Consider the following 18029-nt stretch of genomic DNA (forward strand, 5'->3'; position numbering starts at 1 on the left):
AATCACTACTCAGGCTTCGACCAAAAAGCAATGTTCGCACCAGATGCTAATAAGTGTTCTCTAGCTTTCGGCAAACCATTACCTATAAAATTAAATAGGTTTGCAGTTGCTACAGCAGAAACAAAATCAAGTTCAAGTCCTTCTTGTAAATGAAGTTCATTTCCAGCGCCTCCCATTAAAATAAGAGGGACACTCATCTGATTAGATATATTCTTAATTGTATCAAAATCAAAACCAAAACCAGTTCCATCTTTATCGATCGAGTTTAAGATAATTTCACCAACGCCAAGTTCCTGCACATAATCAACATAATCAATTAGTGACATATCAATCGACTCAGACCCATCATTAATATAAACTTCCGCGATACCATTTATATTTTTATAATCAATACACGCCACGACACTTTGAGTACCGTACTTTCCCGTTATCTCTTTGATTAATTTTGGATTTTTATATAAAGGCGTATTGAGTATGACTTTATCGGCCCCATTTAAAAATAAGAGATCTGCATCTTCAAGGCTTCGAATCCCTCCCCCAGCAGCAACAGGAATAAATACATCATCAACCAGTCTTTTTACAATCAGAGAGAACTCTTCAATATTTTTATCTTTTCGAGATGCATTAAGAACGACTAACTCATCTAAAGAAAAAGATATTTTTTGGAACTTATAATTACGTTCCAACCAATTTATATCTCCAACTCGCTGCAGTCTAAAATTACGACTTTGCATAAATGCACCGTCGTTATATATAAGACTAAAGATCAATCTATCTCTTAACATTAAAATAGCTCTATAAAGTTTTGTAATAATTTCAAGCCATTGGTTTGACTTAACTCAGGATGAAATTGAACACCAGCAATGTTATCAACCTCAAAACTAGCAATAAAATTATCGCCATATAGAGTAACGGATTGCCCGATATCTGCAGAAGAGGTCATCTTAAAACTATGCGTGAAATAGAAATCAGGATCATCTGATAAACCAATATAAAGTCGACTTTCACCATGTGGTATGACTTGATTACATCCTACATGAGGGACTTTTAAACCAGTAACCTGAAACTTATCAACGCTACCATTAACAAAGCTCAAACCGCGATTTTCACCACTCTCTGTACTTGATAAGCCCAGAATTTGCATACCCAAACAAACACCTAATATAGGTTTTTTATTCGTTACAACTTGCTCATATAAAATAGCTTCTAAACCTAGGTCTGAGATTTTTTGTGCTGCAGTCGAAAAATTGCCTACTCCTGGTAGAATAAGCTTATCGGCCTTTTCAAGTTCCTCTGCTTTATGCGAGACAACAATATCATCTATCCCTAAGTATCGTAGAGCACTGATCATCGAAGATATATTGCCCATTCCATAATCAACAATTGCTATTTTCATACTTCGAAATCTTCACCAACAGTAAACTTAGGCTCCCAAATACCATCGATTTTTTCAAATAAATCTTTATTTGCATATTTATCAAGCACTGCATCAAATTCATCTTTCGACATTTGATAGTACTCAAGGTAAATGTCAATAAACTCATATGGGTATTGGTTATCATATGCCATCACTAGATTTAACGCCTGATCTCTAGTCATTGCTCCGCGTCGAATTTCAATGCCAGCATCTTGAGTTGCTCGGCCAAAGCCAAACTTAAGGTACATCAAATACGCGTGTAATGAATACAATGCTTGGTCATTTTGAGAGAAGTTGGTAAATGTACCAGCGGTACCTTCTTCTTTTTCTTTTAATCCACAATGTTCTTTTGCAACAACGTAATTGCGGTATGAATCCCATGCTTCAAAATAAGACCAATGTGTAAAGGCAAGTTGAGACTCTGCAACTTGTTCATCACTTGGGAAATTCCAAAATGCTAAATTTCCTTCCTGAACATCTTCTTGTTTGAGTATTTCTTCGAAGACTTTATCGTAACCACCTTCAAAATAAACACGTTTCATATACTCAATATCGTACAATGGGTTGTACTTACTTTCAGTTGAGCCACCGTACTCAACTTCACCATCTTCACCATAAAAAATCAGCGGTATACCAAAGTTCATAGCTGTCTGAATAACTGCTGTTTTTATCGCTATCAGCCACCCATAATATGGGAATCCCTTTTCGATAAAGCCTAATTTATTCAACTTTTGCATGATCTTAGCGTCAGGAGAAATATGAATATGGTTATAACCTGAATCGATAAAGTTAGATAAGTTCTCATCCCCAAGCTCTAAGCTTAAAGCTGGTCGAATAGTAACGGCTAATGGATTCATTCCATACTTATGCTTTAGAGTATAAGCAACATATGAACCATCTTTCCCGCCACTAACAGGAACGATACAATCAAACCCTTTCCCATTAGATGAACGATATTTATCTAATAGATCATTCAATTCAACTTGTCTTGCATCCCAGTCAAGATTCTTTTTCTCATCTTTCCAATTACACGCATTACAGCTACCATTATCATCAAATGAGATACGTGGTCTTGTAGACATATTTAGGCAAGTTTTACACCAAAAGATTTTCTTCATAATTAATCCAATTTATAAGCTAAAGCCATCATCCACAATGATATTCTGGCCTGTAACGAATTTTGATTGTGTTGACAATAAAAACAGTATAGAGCCAATCATTTCTTGTGCGTCTAACATTCCCGTACCGTGAGTATTAGACTTATACGCCTCGAGAAACTCCGAGGGTTGGTGATCAAAGATTCCACCAGGGCTCACACTATTCACGCGAAAGCGGCTGTCGTTAATATACGTAGATGCATACTTATTTAAATGAAGAATAGCAGATTTTATTGCCGCATACTCAACAGGCATCGTCATTGGTGTATTGTCGTAGATATCGAACTTTGGTGCAACTACACCATAAATAGAAGAAATATTGACTAACGAAAAAGGCTCAAGTTTATCTTTAAAGTATGCTGCACATTGCTGAGTAAATAAAAAGGCACTACCAAGATGCAACGCCAGGTTCTCATTGAAGCTCTGCAATGAAACATCAAAAAAATGAGCCCCATAAGTTTTATTTCTAGGGTAAGTACTATTTACCGCTCCGGTGAGACCAAATTGTGATGCAAAAAAATCTTTGACACTTTCTTCATTCGTCACATCAAGCAATACTAATGTTAAAGCCTCATTAGAAAGGTCAACTTGCTGTGCGATTAGTTTTTCTCGCATCAATTCCACATTAATATCAGCGGCAATAACTTGAGCGCCTTGCTTTAGCGCATCCTTCACAATTTTAGCGCCGAGTAAACCGCCAGCGCCAGCAACTAATATTTTTTGTTTATTAAGTAAGCTACTCATTATCCTCACCCTTCAAAATTGCTTCGGCTAATCTAAAGTCATAAATATCATCGATATCAACCGCACGCTCTTTTGGTACTTCAATACTAGTCACCTTCCCAGAAAACAACCCATAATGATTTGATACAAATTCTGGTGCCGTTGCATACACAACCGTGGTGATATCAAAAACTTCAGGTGCATCTTGACGACGAGTGACATCTGAGTCTGGTTTATTGACTAACTCCACAAAGCCATCTTGCGTCTCTTTTACCATATTAAAGAAAGGGCTACGGCTTGCTGGGGTCACTGAAATACAGATATCGGCATCGACGTCACAACGCTTTTTAATTGCCGCCTCTACATCCACAACACCACGAAGTGGACTTGTCGCTGGTAAGCTAACAAAGCCATCAAATGTGCCGTAATGTTCATTAGCCCACTCGATAGCATGACGCCATGATAGCCACTCAGGACTTGTATCTGTTGCAAGGTCAGCAGGTCTTTCAATCAGAATAGCACCCGATTCAATCGCCACTTTTGCAATATCAGTGTCATCAGTCGAAACAAACACTTTATCGATAGATGGCGATGCAAGAGCTGTATCAATGGAATATTGAAGCAATGGCTTTCCAGCTAAAGGCTTTATATTTTTCCCTGGAAGCCCTTTAGAGCCTCCACGAGCAAAAATAAACGCAAAATTTTTCATTCTAATTCTCTATATTTTACTACTGACAAGTTCAGCAAGGTATTCTTGCAAGTTCTTATCTAGTACCGATAACTTTATTGACCCCAACAGCTAAGCTGTTAGCTTGTAAATTTTTTGTTATTACAGCATTAGCACCGACTCGGCAATTCGAACCAATTTCAATACCACCGATAATCTTAGCTCCTGTGCCGATATGAGTACCCTTCCTCACCTGAGCCATTAAATTATCACTTTCAAAGTTACCACCAATAGTAACTTGCTGATAGATAAAGCACCCTTCCTCAACAACGGCATTTGAGCCAATAACAACCCCCGTAGGGTGCGGAAAAATAACTGATGGGTGAATATCGGCACTATGACTAATATCACAATTGTACTTGTAGAATATTCGTCTCTGGAAATATTTACGTATAAAGCGAGAGTGAACTGTCCCCCACCTCATTAATTGAATTTCGAACGAAAATTTTTTAACTGGGCTGCTTGTTGCTATCCACCGAATCAGTAATGGAAATAACCTCTTTGGCTTCATTATAAGACCTCAGTTGATACTTTAATTTGATTAATGAAATGAACCGTTGACGTGGCACTATTCATTTCAATACAGCTATGAGGAGCCTGGTTAATCATTTGAATAAAATCAGTAATCATAGCAAGGTACATCAGATTCTTATCCCACTCAGGTTCACTATAAAGTACGCGAGTTTCTGTTGCAGTCGTCAAAGTAAGCTGATTCTGAATCAAGTCCCAATCTATTCGCCCGTGGCTCCCCACAAAGCTGCATTTTCTATGCGCTTTGCGCTGTAAAAAATCCAAATGAATGGTCGCGACAGCACCAGTATCGGTTAATGCGGTGATATCCGCCATGTCCTCGACCTCTAAATTAAGCTCTTCAGAGGAACGTAATAAAGCATGCTGTAAATGAAGGGGACCTAGTAACCACTGAGCGTAATCTAACTCATGACTGAGCTCAAAGAGAGCCCCGCCACCTAAATGTCTATTAGCCGACACACAATCGCGATAATCTTTACTTGGACGCCAATCTGGTAGGTATTGACCAATTTCGATATGCGCATTGTACAAGGTACCAATCGTCTCGTTATCAAGTAATCTCTTCAGCTCCTTGGCTGAAGGAAGATAACGTAAACAATAGCCTACCGCGACAGGCGTACCATGTTCATCTATCGATTTTTGAATTGAATCGGCGTCTTCTTTAGTGGTTGTTACTGGCTTTTCTATTAATGTAGGAATACCAGCCTCAATCAATGGGATAGCATGCTGAGCATGAAAAGGGGCTGGCGACGCAACAATAACCAACTCAACTTTCGCTTCTATTAAAGCTTCAACACTCGCCACAATTCCGTCGCTATCACTGATGGCTTCTTCCAGTATGCGTCCACTTGCCGACATAACCAGCAATTCAGCTCCTGGAAATAAAGCCTTCAAATTACGACGATGTCGAGTGGCTATATTACCCAACCCAATTACAGCAACTTTATTAATGATGCTATTCATAATCATTAATCCAACCCTAGCGTATGAATATCCGCTTGCGCACGATTAAAGTCATCCATACGACCTATATCTAACCAATATTCATGAATAGGGAACATGAGAATATTTTCACGCTCAACCATATGATCTTCAAGCAGTGTTGGCATGTCGATATGGTGGTTCTCGGGAACCGATTGGATCACACGTGGCGATACAACATAAATTCCAGCATTAACAAAGAATCGTTGAATTGGCTTTTCAACCATACTGGTAATTTTATTTCCTTCACCATTGATAACCCCATAAGGGATCTGGTAATCGTATTCACGAACGCACATGGTTGCATCTGCTTGGTTTTCAGTGTGAAATTCTAACAACCGCTGAAAATCGACTTTAGTCAGAACATCACCATTCATCATAATAAGTGGCAGATCTTGCGGTAAATCTTTTGGTAAAAGGCCTAACGCACCACCAGTTCCTAACGGTGACTCTTCGTAAACATAAGTAATATTAACGCCCAAATCGGAGCCATCGCCAAAATGTTGTTCGATCTGCTCTGGCATATAATGAGTTGAAATATAAAAGTTTACAAAACCAGCCTTAATAAAACTGCGGATCACCGTCTCTAAAATAGGCTTGTTACCAATTTTTAGCATCGGCTTAGGGCATGTATCGGTTAATGGTCGTAAACGAGTACCAAAACCACCAGCCATTAAAAATACAGGGTTTTGATACACTGGTTTACTCAACATACCATGTAGGGTTTCAAGCCCAACAACTTTGCCACTTTCAAGCAATGGAAGAGAAAGAATCTCTTTACTTTCCATTGTGGCAATTAGATCATCACGAGGCGTCTTGGCATCTGCGGTCATTGGGTTAGTATTCATGACCTGAGTAATTTCAGCTGTTAGTGCAAGATTATTCAATAAGCCACGACGGATATCACCATCAGTCACAACCCCTTGCAATTGGTGGTTATCATCAACGACCAATACGACACGTAGTGCTTCATTATTAATTATTTCTAATGCATCACGCAGTGTACTGGTTGGCTTTATTAATACATTTTTCCAGCTATGACTCATGACTTACCTTCATGTTTTTTATATTAACTTTTAAATAACAACGCACTTTACACCAATCGATCACTTCGACGCTTTTATTATCGATCGACTTGGATAACAAATCTGCTGAGATGCGACATTTTTTGTCACTATAGCACCGGCACCCGCAATTGAACCTTGTTCTAGCTTAATATTCTGAATAACGATAGAACCTGCTCCAACGTATACTTCACCCTGAGTTGTCACTTGTCCACATAACGTCGCCCTTGGCGCTATATGATTATAACGACCAATATGACAATCATGTTCAATAATAACGCCACTGTTAATCACGCTATGAGCACCAACAAATGCACCGACTTGGACAATGGCCCCCGCAAACACTTGCACTCCGGGTTCAATTACAGCAAATGACGAGACTTGTGAACTATCCTCTATAACCGTTTCAAACTGATAGCCATGAGATAGATAATACTGATTAAGCTTACGTTTTAAGTTCGACCTTGGCAGCATACCAATACCATTAACCAGTAGTACTTCATCAGGTGAAAACTGTAATACATCATCATCTTGTTTTAAGTGCTGAATACCTGAAAACACGCTACGCATACTGATATCATCAGGGCAAACAATGGCTAATATTTTCCGCTTTTGAGATCGTAAAATATCCACTAACACGCTAGCATGGCCGCCACCGCCAATGACGACAATAGGCTTAAGAGACGAGTTACTCAAAAATCAAATCTCCTGCTTGATAATCTTGACTTGCTGGTTGATTTAATAATGTCCAATAGTGGTATGGTGACATGCCTGAGCCTGGACGTTTAATCGTGAGGTTATCTTCTGTAATAAGTTCGCCTTGTTGAATGGCTTTCGCTGCCACTAAACTTTTACGCGCCACCGCTTTATTTTTTACTTCGGAAACCGTTGGGCTTTTTACACCAACACCTAATGCCACTTCGACTTGACGAATGGCAGCCACCATAGCCGTAAGCTCAGATGGTTCTAATGAGGCTTTATGATCGGGTCCTTCCATATTTTTATCTAACGTGAAGTGCTTTTCAATTAAGACGGCACCACGAGCCACTGCCGCGATTGGGATGGTAATCCCTTCACTATGATCGGAATAACCTGCTGGCAATTCAAATGCACGGCCTAAAGTATCCATCGCTTTAAGGTTAATTTCAGCCATAGGCGCTGGGTACTCTGTCGTACAGTGCAATATCGTCACTTTTTGCTTCAGAGCTTTTTGTCCTTGTTCGGAAGCATAAGCTTGCTGAAATGCTAATTCCGTTGGTTTCACATTTTTATCAGCGGTATAACCGAAAGCGATCACCCCTAAAACGGCTTCAACTTCCGATAACGTCGCCATTCCGGTAGAGACAATCAAATCACAGCCTGTACGAGCATGTTCTAAAACCAATGGAGCATTAGTGATCTCACCTGAAGGGATTTTAAGACGAGTTAGCCCTAAATCATTCACTAAAAAATCTAAGCTTTCTGAATCAAATGCAGTCGAGAGAAATTCAATGCCTAAGGATTCACAATGCTTAACGAGCTGATGGTGAACATCATAAGAAAGCTCTAATCGGCTTAACATCGCTAATTGTGATTCTTGTTTTTGAGTATTCGTCACTTGGTACTCTGCTTGAACCGCCTCTTCTGTTACTAAATTTTTTGCTTTAAAAGTTTGGAATTTAACAATATCAGCGCCTGCGTGATAAGCCGCATCGACAAGTTGAAAGGCGAGATTTTCATCACCATTATGGTTAACGCCTGCTTCTGCAATAATTAAAGTCATGACTCTCTCACTCTACATCGTTAAAAGTTATATCGTAAAACGCTTTACTTGGGGTGAATTGCAATGATTTGATCATTTCAATGACTTGACCGCTGGTATCACCCTGACCATATGGATTGTGAATATGTTCATCACAATCCTTGTAAGCACGAGAAATCGCGATCTGAATGGCTTCTGAAATCGATGACTGAGCCGCTTCCACATTCAAGACACTCTTAGCGGCTAAGCGTCCTTTTTGTCTCGAACCTATATTGACCGTTGGAACATCAAACGCTGGCACTTCAATAATGCCACTTGATGAATTCCCAATAACAGCAGTAGCGTGCATAACGGAACTCAGGTAACGAACCTGCCCTAAAGAAGGGATAGCTAACACTCGTTCTGGGTTATTCCGTGCGTATTCTTCAAGAATTGGAATAATACGTCGCCCACCATCATCCGCATTAGGGTAGGTTAAAATAACTTGATGATCGGGGTACTCATCTAACGCATTGAGTAAAGCTTGGAAACTCTCTTCTGGCGCTTCATTACCTAGTGTTACGGGATGGTAAGTGACCAAGAAGAAAGGCTTATCGAGAGTAAAATCCAATGACTTAGATAACTCAGGGACCGACATAAATGTTGCACGCTTAAGGTGATCTAACCCAATCGCTCCAACATTTTGTACTCGATTCGGATCTTCACCAAGCTGTATCACACGTTGGCGATACTCTTCCGTGGATGTGCCATGCAGGTAGCTAAGCTTAGTGATGGCATGACGAATCGAATCATCATATGCGCCTTCGGTGATCTCGCCACCATGCAAATGAACGATGGGTATACGCATGATCATGGCTGTTTGCGCGGCGGCTAACGCTTCAAAGCGGTCGCCCAAAATAACCAATACATCCGGTTTCAAACGTGCTAAAGCATCTGAGAAGCCTAATACCCCAAGCCCCATACTTTTAGCCGTACCTACCGCAGAGTCTGATGAAAGAAGGATCTCAATCTTTTCATCAATCACAAAACCATCCGCTTCTATTTGCTGATACGTTTCGCCAAATTCTGGAGATAAATGCATGCCTGAAACCAAAAGTTGCAACTGAAGGTCTGGATCATTCTGAATATCTTTTAAAAGCCAAAAGAGCAGACCGTACTCTGCTCTTGTGCCTGTAAAAACGGCTATTTTCTTATTCATGACTTGCTTGCTCATAATAAACCGACTATCTCTTGTTATCTTTTTTACAACTACAGAGCTATAGGTGTGCTCGGCAAATTAATCAAATGCGCTTCAATCTGCTCTGACTGGGTTAAATCACCACGAGGCGCATCTTTAAACATAGGCAAACGATGCATCAACTGCCAAATAGGCCGAGTCATAACACCTGATTCGTTTGTTTGCTTTAACATTTCATCACGAGCTTGTACTGATGGACAAATCACCGCATTTAACCAGTAGTTAGATTGAGCATATTCAGGCTCAACCACAAATTGGAAATCACTCTCAGCAAAGAACGCTTGATAGCGACTCGCCAACACTCGCTTCTGTGCTAGGTATAGCTCTAATACTTCCATTTGAGCGCAACCCAAAGCTGCGTTTAAGTTTGGCATGCGATAGTTAAAACCAGCTTCATCATGATAAAACTCATAAGGGTGCGGTACTTTTGCCGTTGTCGTGACGTGCTTAGTTCGAGCGCCAAGCTCTGCTGTTTTGCATAACACCATGCCACCACCACCAGTGGTAATAATTTTATTACCATTGAAGCTGACCGCACCAAAATCGCCCAAAGTACCTGTATGCTTACCTTTATAGAAAGAGCCTAAACTTTCAGCAGCGTCTTCAACTAAGGTAATATTCCACTTCTGACAAACGGCAATCAATTCATCTAACTCAACAGGGTGGCCGAAAGTATGCATGGGTACAACCGCACGAATTGGGCGCTTAGTTTGTTTATGAATACAGCCAGTATCTGTAACTTGTGCATGTTGCGTTAAGTATTCATCCATGGCTTTAGGACAAAGCCCTAAACTCACTGGTGACACATCAACAAAGATCGGTTCAGCACCCATATGGTGTAAGGCATTACACGTCGCGACAAACGTCAGAGCTTGAGTAATAACGAAATCACCAGTTTGAATACCTGCCATGTAAAGCGCGGCATGAAGTGCAGCAGTCCCATTAACTGTCGCCACCGCTTTTTTTGTACCCGTATAAGCTTCTATTTTCTGTTCAAACTCATCGACAAATTTGCCGACACTCGATACAAAAGTGCTTTGGATGGTTTCTAAAACATACTTCTGCTCATTGCCGTCAAACGTTGGGGCATGCAGTGGAATGAAGTCATTGGTTTGATAAATATCTCGCACAAACTCAACTAGTGGTGTCTTGCTCATTACTCAACTCTCTACGTTATTTGAAGCTTATCGATTAACACTAAATTAGGCACTCTAGATTACATCTTGCTATCAAGGTATTTGCCTGTCTCTTTGTGCCCGAAATCAGGGATCATGGTAAAGAATAATTTGACAACTTCTTCTTTGGTCCACTGACGTTCTGACTTCATTTGACCAATTTTTTGTTCAAATAATTCAAGAAGTTCTTGCTGATAAAGCGGATCATTTTTGATGATACCTAAATTATCAAAGCGGCCCATATCTAGCGTTTCTTTATCGGTAAAAAACTCTTCAAAGTCTTTCTCACCCGTTGTATCACTAGAAGTAAACAAGCATGGCCACTTCCCTTGAGCAGGTAATATTTTAGCGAGTTCACGCGCCTCATCTTCACTCTCACACAAGTGTGGTTCATACCCAATTTGTTTCAAATACTTAACGGCAATGTCTGCAAACGAAATTAGGTGCAATGCTTCACTCAGTTTAGGGAAGAAGATGTCGCGGTTTTCGCCAAAGATACAAGACATCAAACAAAGCTCACCGGATTCTTGAGGGGTAACGAAATAGCGTTTGATATCGTTTGGCGCCACAATCGGCTGATTCTTTTGAATGCGTTGATTAAAGCCATGCAGAAGAGAGCCATCAGAAAAGGCGACATTCGCAAAGCGGGCGGTTGAGATAGCCATCTGCTCACTCTTCCGCATTAGGAACATTTCCATAATACGTTTAGACGCGCCCATCATGTTGACAGGGTTAGCCGCTTTATCTGTCGACACACAGAAATATTTCTTAGCTCCCGCATCAATCGATTGTTGAATAGTTTTATCGGTATTAAACACATTCACATCAATCATGCGCATTAAAGTAAACGGATCTTTTTCACTGCGAACATGTTTAAGAGCAGATAAGTTTAATACGTAATCGTACTGTCCATCAGCTTTGATGAATGCGTCGTATTCTATAGAACCGATGTCTAGTGCAAAGGTTTGAAAATCACCATTGATATAGCCAAATGAGCTGCGAATATCACGAACCAACTCCACCATATTGTTTTCACTGATATCAACAACATGAAGCTTCTGAGGGTGACGTTTGAAAATCTCTTTGGTCACAGCCTGGCCTATAGAGCCCGCGCCGCCTAGAACTAAGAAGCGAGATTCAGACACAATTCGCGACAACTCGGCTTCATGGCTAGAGATATCTTGAGTAAAAAGGGCATCGGTGCGGCCGATAAGAGAGAGAGTTGAATTCATATGATGGCTACTTTTGTTAGTAATAGTAGGATTTTAAACCAAGGTTACGAATGGCGAAAGCGAAGTCCCAGCTAAAAGTGATTTCAGCAGGGACTAAATTACTCTATGTTCGAAGCATTTCGCCACTTCACCGCTATTAACCCAGTAATATAGGTTAACCCTTGTGATAAATGCTTAATTTAATGGATTACTGTCACGCTGTAGATACTTTTGCCCAAGAGCTTTTGAACCGACATAATTTAAGTGTCCACTATCTTTGTAGTACGTTAACCCTTCTTTTGCGACGTAACATTGTTGTGAGTCACAAAGCAATTCTCGTGTATTGATAAAAAGAACTTGTGGATAGAGTGGCTTCACTTTCGCAAAGAATTCCGTTTCAAACTGCTGAAAGTCTTCAATAACCGCTCGGTCTTCGCTACTTGAACAAAGCGTTGAGCCTTCAAAGCGTGATTTCAAAATTTCACATTTTGACTTATCGACAGGAAAATACGGCACATCCTCAACAATGATTAACCTCTTATCCTGACTTAAAATATAGTCAATAGTGCTAATCATGCTAGATTTAAAGTTTTCTAAGGATTGCTCATAAGAAGGCGTATCCCCCTCTCTCATAAACCACGAATCATAAAGTTCATCCACATATTTTGAATAGCGAGCAGTCAGGACAACAGTGTCTCCTTTGAAGTTCTCTACCATCTCTTGCGTTTGTTTGTTTTTTGCGGAATATGACGTGAAACCTTTTCGCTTCGTATCATAACGTTCAACATCCACTAAGAATGGTGTCCCACCGTTATACACAAGCGTCCCCTGCTTTTCTGCATCATTGGCTAATGAATTAAAAAAGCCTTCCATAGATTGCGCGTGTGAGTCTCCCACCAATAAGAAATCTGATTCTATATAGTCGGTCGAAAATTTGTTCTTATATTCAGGCCCACAGTATGCCGCAGTACAATCATTGTAATTGGTTGAAATAAAAACAGATAAGCGATCGTTGCCTTCACCTGAGAACCTTTCAGGAAAGCCATCATGCTCTTTAGTTATTAAGACTGTTGAGAGCAACAAGGCAAACGGAACCCCAAGAAATAAGGCAAAGGTTTTACGTGGTGAAAATACATACTTGAATCTAAAAGCTTGCTCAACAAAATGATAACTCAGAACCGACATGACAAAAGTAAGCGTCAATATCGCAGCTTTAATTGGTAGAGTTTTCTCAATTGAAAGGTAGTTACAAAAAACATTGATCGGCCAATGCCACAGATACAATGAATAGGAAATCAAGCCGATATATGCGACAACCTTATTAGACATCAATTTATTGATAATCCCTTGGTTGTCTTTATCTTTCCCCGTAATTAACAAAATCACAGTCGCAAGGCATACAACTGCGGCGTTGATTCCAGGAAAGACACTCCCCTCTCTTAAAACAAAAGCCATCGATACAATGCTAACCAATGCAATTATTGATAATAAATGGTTCAACTTAGCGTTAATAACGGGGATGCGATGAAGAGTTAATGCTAGCCAAGCACCCATAAGCAGTTCATATGAACGAGCAGGTAATAGGTAGTAAGCACTGTTTGGGCTATAACGAGCAAGGTATTCTGACAATCCTAGAAATACAACGACCAGCAGTAGCACAAAAGATGAAAGGCGCTGTTTTTTGAACACTTTAAACAGCAATAGAAGAAGAGTTGGCCAAATGATGTAAAACTGCTCTTCAACCGATAGCGACCAAGTATGGATGAGAGGAACAAGCTGACTTCTTGCCCCCCAATACCCTGACGTTATATTGCTGAAATAAAAGTTACTTACAGAAAGGAAAGCCGTCCCGGCTCCATTTACTGTACGATAAAAATCTTCAGGTAAAAGAAAAAACCAGCAAGTCGTGAGAGTAAAAGCAAGTACGACTAGTAGTACCGGAATTAACCGCCTAACACGACGAAGGTAGAACTTCTTGTAGGAGAACTCTCCTGCGACAAGGTCTTTGTACAGTATCGAAGTAATTAAGAATCCAGACAGAACAAAGAATACATCGACACCGACATACCCACCAGAAACCGAAGTAAACCCTGTATGAAAAAGAATGACGATAACAACAGCCAAGGCCCTTAAGCCACTGATATCATCTCTGTATCCACTTGCAATCATTAATCACTCATAAAATAAAAAATAAAGAGTGGTGATTATACAGACAAAAAAAACACTTCAAAAGTACTAAATCAATCACTCCTCACTATTGAAACTGAATAATTAAATCATTCATCATTAGCTTCTCTGAATTTTAAATAAAACTCTTTGTGATTTTTCAAAACTAACCTGTTTACAAATCCGTTCATGAATTTTTTCCATTTCCTCTTAATCTTATGCTGACCCAACAGCTTAATATAATTAGATAAAGGGAAAAACTCTGCCCCACCAAACCCATCAATTATATAAACTTTAAGTTCTTTATTTCTATTACAAACTAATAAATTACTCGTAACCAAGTCACTTGGTATAATATTATTATCAATGAGATACAACTCTAATATTTCAAGTTGACGATAAAATTCATTTAATTCATCATTTGTTCTATTATCAGCTATATAGTCGTAAATATTTTTGGATATTTCTTTTGAATCATCAAGAATAACTTCTTGCTCTATTCCGATAAGATCATCTTTCTCTATGAATTGGAAGATTTGAGGAATATGTGCAAATGATTTATTTTCTTTCTTCAAAAGTTTGAAATATTTAATTTCTCGCAATGATTGTTTGGAGTTTTTCTTATGGCTCACTTTAATACAACGAGAACTGTCATCAGGGTCTTGATAGCACGTTCTTTCACTGCCTTTTCCTATAACTTCCCATTGAGTAAAATCACGCATTCATTGGCCTCTTAATTCCAGCTTTTGTGTCACTATATCTACTGCCCTTACCGCAAATTAGATACGTAGTAAGGGCTGTAATTACGATTGCTTGTATTAAAAAAACTACTTCCTAAAGCGACTGATCTTCTCGAGCGCTTGCTGGACGTATTGATAGTTCATGGTTTCATCTTTTAACGGGCGATAAGAACTATCAAGAATTTGAGATTGCCCCGTACCATTTACTTCAATGATCACATCATCATAGATAATAGCGTATCCACTGTAACTTGAACTCATGATCCAGTCGCGTTTCACCTTGTCACCAAACAAATCAGCACCTGTAGAGTAGCTTTCAACTTCACCCGTTGACCCTAAATAATGGTTCATTAATGTAGGAGCTACATCTTCATGGGAAGTGGTCAGTTTCGCATTATCAGCCAATTGACCAACAGAACTGACGCCTGGGCCGAACATCACAAATGGCACATGGGTTTGAGCGCGAGTGAAGTTGCTGTTGTGTCCCCAGTAGTTTTGTTTGTTGTCATTCATCTCTTGGCTGTGATCACCAGTGATAATAACAAGTGTATTTTCCAAATCACCTGCCGCTTTGAGCTTATCTAAAGCACGTTTCACTTGGGTATCGACATAACGAACACTGGTTTTGTAGCGATTAATGAAACCTTCTCTATCAGAATCATTATCTAATTCAAGATAATCAACCCTATCAATCATCGGCTCATATTTATGCTCAAAATCAGCCGGGAAGTCATAGCCGTGTGGCGCATCATAAAATAAGAATGAAAATGCTGGCTTACTTTTATCGCGTTTATCATACCAATCCATCCAATCTTCCGTTAAACGTTTATCACGAGCGGATGGGGATCGACCAATAGAGGTAACGCGTATATCTGGCACATTTACGAATACAGTTTGATGGAATTCTGGGCTCGTTAAGCGAGCAGCTGAGAATAGACCTAATTGATAATCAAGCTCTTGTAATCTATCAACCAATACTGGTGACTGTTGGTTGGCTAGGAAGCCGTGCCAATAAGTTCCAGGCAGCCCATAAAATAGACCAAAGATACCAGTACGAGTAGCGTTACCGGTTGCGATATGATCCTGGAACATTACACCATTTTTCGCGTATTCCCACATATATGGTGTGTTATCTGCGTTAAAGGTATCCGCTCTCCATGAATCGACTACAACGAGTAAGATATTGGTTGGTGCTTCTACAGCATTAAATTTCACTGGCGTCAGTGGATAATTTAAGTCACTTTTCGGACGAATACTCATCGCTTTTTGTTGTTGGATTGCTTTGAGATCGATCCAACCTCTTTTTTCCATAAACGAGTTTGCTGTTGCAGGATAAAAAACCGGAAGGTAACGCTTAACCATAGTGACAGGCTGATAAACATTTGCCGCCGCCCAGATATGGGTAACATTGGTTATTAATAACGTAATAAACGTCACCCAAGCAAATTTCTTACCGAGTTTGTAACGATTTAATGGCGCTTGTCTCACTGGGTTATTACTGCGTTCTAGCCAAGTTACTACTGCAAATTGAGCAGCAAGCAAAACCAACACGCCACCAATAACGGTTAACCACGTCACTAATGGAAAACTCACCACCTGTCCAGACAATACAAGGTCAAGAACGACCGCATTTATATGAAAACGGTATTGGGCAAAGACAATCGTATCAATGAACAAAACAGCAATGCCTAAGGAAGCAATAACCGCTTGAACAAGGTTTCTACCACGCTTAGGCAACAGCAAAGCAGGCATAGAGATCAAACCGATCAATGCCGCGAGCAATACCATTTGGCTAAAGGTTCCAGCGAACAGAAACACAATAGTAAGAGAGTCGGATGGGAACTCAGGTAAAAATGCGTAGTAACGGCAAGCAATCGCAATGGCCACTAGCGCATTAAAGAGAATAAACCAGCCATGCGCATGGAGTTTTTGCTTAAACGGCATTGAATCTTCCTATACTGAACGTGATGATTGACGACCAGCACCGCGCTGATAGCCACTAAATAAATACTGGAACTCAGGTTCGTCCCATTGAATATTACGTTTTTTCTGTTCTTTCTTAAACGAGCGCAGCAAACGATCTAGGTTACTTTGCTTCCATTTCCCATTTGATGCGACCGGCTCTTGGGCACATTTATCGAAATCGATAATCCACACCTTGTTCTGCCCATCGATTAAGATATTGTGGATATTAAGATCGGTGTGATTCACGTTTGCCTGATGCATTTTCGCGACTTCGCAGCCAATAGAAACATATTCATCTCTGCTCAATGATCTTATTTGTAATATATCCACTAAATCCTTGGCGTTGGGTATTTTTTCACTTAATAAATCGGCTTTATAGGTTAAGCCCATTTTTGTCACGCGTGCTGCGATTGGCTTAGGTACATTTACGCCAGCATCAATTAACAGATGGAGTAGGTTAAATTCTTCAGCACTACGCGACAGGTTCCAGTCAGTAAACCAGTACTGATCCTTAACTAACTTACCAAACAAGCCACCACGTCGATAATGGCGCAAAGCAGCTTGCATAGTTTCAAGCTGCACAAACCAAGTCGTTCCTCGACCAGTCGCACTACCTGTTACTTTGCTTTGTTCATGCCAATATTCCGCGTCGAAAACACGTTCAACCGGTTCTTTGAGTAGTTGGTCATCAAACCAAAATGCTTGGTTAGCCATTACGATATGTTGAATCATATTAGGTGCTATAAACCGATAATTAAGTCAGTGCTATAAATGAAAGTAATGGCTAACAATGATCGTCAGCCAAATAAAACCGGCGAGAACCAATGCAACTAAAACCGCAGAAGAACCGATATCCTTTGCTCGGCCACTGAGTTCATGGTGCTCAACGCCGATACGATCGACAACCGCTTCAATCGCAGAGTTAATCAACTCCACAATCAACACAAGCACAACTGAACTTAACATCACAAGACGTTCTAGCATCGTCACATCAAGCCAACATAACAACAGAATAGCAACCACTAATAGACCAAGCTCTTGTCGAATGGCAGCTTCATGCTTAAAAGCGGCTTTTAACCCCTGTATAGAGTAACCAGTGGCCTTAATTACACGTTTAATACCCGTATTACCTGGTTTTCCTTGATTCACCTGTGTCATAGTTCTCTATTCTGTCTTTTGTTAAATAGGTCTAGT

The 18029-nt window shown here is 40.0% G+C and carries 18 protein-coding genes; all 18 read right to left on the reverse strand.

The window, feature by feature from the left end:
* Positions 1 to 5: 5 nt before the first annotated feature.
* The 18 genes from FCV43_RS03415 to FCV43_RS03500 all read right to left on the reverse strand — a co-directional run bounded on the left by FCV43_RS03415 (position 6) and on the right by FCV43_RS03500 (position 17993).
* The gene (locus FCV43_RS03415) at positions 6 to 734 is read right to left on the reverse strand and encodes a HisA/HisF-related TIM barrel protein (RefSeq protein WP_240697120.1); all 729 of its coding nucleotides are present in this window, start codon (positions 732 to 734) and stop codon (positions 6 to 8) included.
* Between the two features lie 50 nt (positions 735 to 784).
* Complete coding sequence (gene hisH / locus FCV43_RS03420; RefSeq protein ID WP_136994034.1) at positions 785 to 1396, reverse strand: imidazole glycerol phosphate synthase subunit HisH; 612 nt, start codon at positions 1394 to 1396, stop codon at positions 785 to 787.
* Positions 1393 to 2535, reverse strand: coding sequence for an N-acetyl sugar amidotransferase (locus FCV43_RS03425; protein WP_170961599.1), 1143 nt, complete (start codon positions 2533 to 2535; stop codon positions 1393 to 1395). Before FCV43_RS03425 ends, hisH begins: the two co-directional genes overlap by 4 nt.
* Before the next feature lie 12 nt (positions 2536 to 2547).
* Positions 2548 to 3318 (reverse strand): oxidoreductase, encoded by a 771-nt coding sequence (locus tag FCV43_RS03430; protein ID WP_136994036.1) that lies wholly within the window; start codon positions 3316 to 3318, stop codon positions 2548 to 2550.
* On the reverse strand, positions 3311 to 4006 hold the full coding sequence (locus tag FCV43_RS03435; RefSeq protein WP_136994037.1) for a cytidylyltransferase domain-containing protein: 696 nt from the start codon (positions 4004 to 4006) through the stop codon (positions 3311 to 3313). Before FCV43_RS03435 ends, FCV43_RS03430 begins: the two co-directional genes overlap by 8 nt.
* A gap of 55 nt (positions 4007 to 4061) precedes the next feature.
* Positions 4062 to 4448, reverse strand: coding sequence for a serine O-acetyltransferase (locus tag FCV43_RS03440; protein ID WP_240697121.1), 387 nt, complete (start codon positions 4446 to 4448; stop codon positions 4062 to 4064).
* 86 nt (positions 4449 to 4534) lie between these two features.
* Entirely contained in the window at positions 4535 to 5518 is a 984-nt protein-coding gene (locus FCV43_RS03445) for a Gfo/Idh/MocA family protein (protein ID WP_240697122.1), read from the reverse strand.
* A 5-nt stretch (positions 5519 to 5523) separates the two neighbouring features.
* Positions 5524 to 6582 carry a nucleotidyltransferase family protein gene (locus FCV43_RS03450; RefSeq protein WP_136994039.1) on the reverse strand — a complete coding sequence of 353 codons (1059 nt, stop codon included), beginning with the start codon at positions 6580 to 6582 and terminating at the stop codon, positions 5524 to 5526.
* A 60-nt stretch (positions 6583 to 6642) separates the two neighbouring features.
* The gene (locus FCV43_RS03455) at positions 6643 to 7296 is read right to left on the reverse strand and encodes an acetyltransferase (protein ID WP_136994040.1); all 654 of its coding nucleotides are present in this window, start codon (positions 7294 to 7296) and stop codon (positions 6643 to 6645) included.
* Positions 7289 to 8362, reverse strand: coding sequence for an N-acetylneuraminate synthase (gene neuB, locus FCV43_RS03460; RefSeq protein ID WP_136994041.1), 1074 nt, complete (start codon positions 8360 to 8362; stop codon positions 7289 to 7291). Before neuB ends, FCV43_RS03455 begins: the two co-directional genes overlap by 8 nt.
* A 7-nt stretch (positions 8363 to 8369) precedes the next feature.
* Positions 8370 to 9554 carry a UDP-N-acetylglucosamine 2-epimerase gene (gene neuC / locus FCV43_RS03465; RefSeq protein ID WP_136994042.1) on the reverse strand — a complete coding sequence of 395 codons (1185 nt, stop codon included), beginning with the start codon at positions 9552 to 9554 and terminating at the stop codon, positions 8370 to 8372.
* A gap of 35 nt (positions 9555 to 9589) precedes the next feature.
* Positions 9590 to 10735, reverse strand: coding sequence for a LegC family aminotransferase (locus FCV43_RS03470; RefSeq protein ID WP_136994043.1), 1146 nt, complete (start codon positions 10733 to 10735; stop codon positions 9590 to 9592).
* A 59-nt stretch (positions 10736 to 10794) separates the two neighbouring features.
* Complete coding sequence (locus FCV43_RS03475; RefSeq protein WP_136994044.1) at positions 10795 to 11985, reverse strand: UDP-N-acetylglucosamine 4,6-dehydratase; 1191 nt, start codon at positions 11983 to 11985, stop codon at positions 10795 to 10797.
* 174 nt (positions 11986 to 12159) lie between these two features.
* Positions 12160 to 14133 carry an acyltransferase family protein gene (locus FCV43_RS03480; protein WP_136994045.1) on the reverse strand — a complete coding sequence of 658 codons (1974 nt, stop codon included), beginning with the start codon at positions 14131 to 14133 and terminating at the stop codon, positions 12160 to 12162.
* Positions 14134 to 14240: 107 nt separating this feature from the next.
* On the reverse strand, positions 14241 to 14852 hold the full coding sequence (locus FCV43_RS03485) for a YrbL family protein (RefSeq protein ID WP_136994046.1): 612 nt from the start codon (positions 14850 to 14852) through the stop codon (positions 14241 to 14243).
* 105 nt (positions 14853 to 14957) lie between these two features.
* On the reverse strand, positions 14958 to 16814 hold the full coding sequence (locus tag FCV43_RS03490) for a DUF3413 domain-containing protein (RefSeq protein WP_136994047.1): 1857 nt from the start codon (positions 16812 to 16814) through the stop codon (positions 14958 to 14960).
* Positions 16815 to 16823: 9 nt separating this feature from the next.
* Positions 16824 to 17567, reverse strand: a complete 744-nt coding sequence (locus FCV43_RS03495) for a 3-deoxy-D-manno-octulosonic acid kinase (protein WP_136994048.1) — start codon at positions 17565 to 17567, stop codon at positions 16824 to 16826.
* A gap of 33 nt (positions 17568 to 17600) precedes the next feature.
* Positions 17601 to 17993, reverse strand: coding sequence for a diacylglycerol kinase (locus FCV43_RS03500; RefSeq protein WP_136994049.1), 393 nt, complete (start codon positions 17991 to 17993; stop codon positions 17601 to 17603).
* Between the last annotated feature and the right edge of the window lie 36 nt (positions 17994 to 18029).

It is taken from the genome of Vibrio genomosp. F6, from assembly GCF_005146325.1.
Lineage (GTDB): Bacteria > Pseudomonadota > Gammaproteobacteria > Enterobacterales > Vibrionaceae > Vibrio > Vibrio cortegadensis.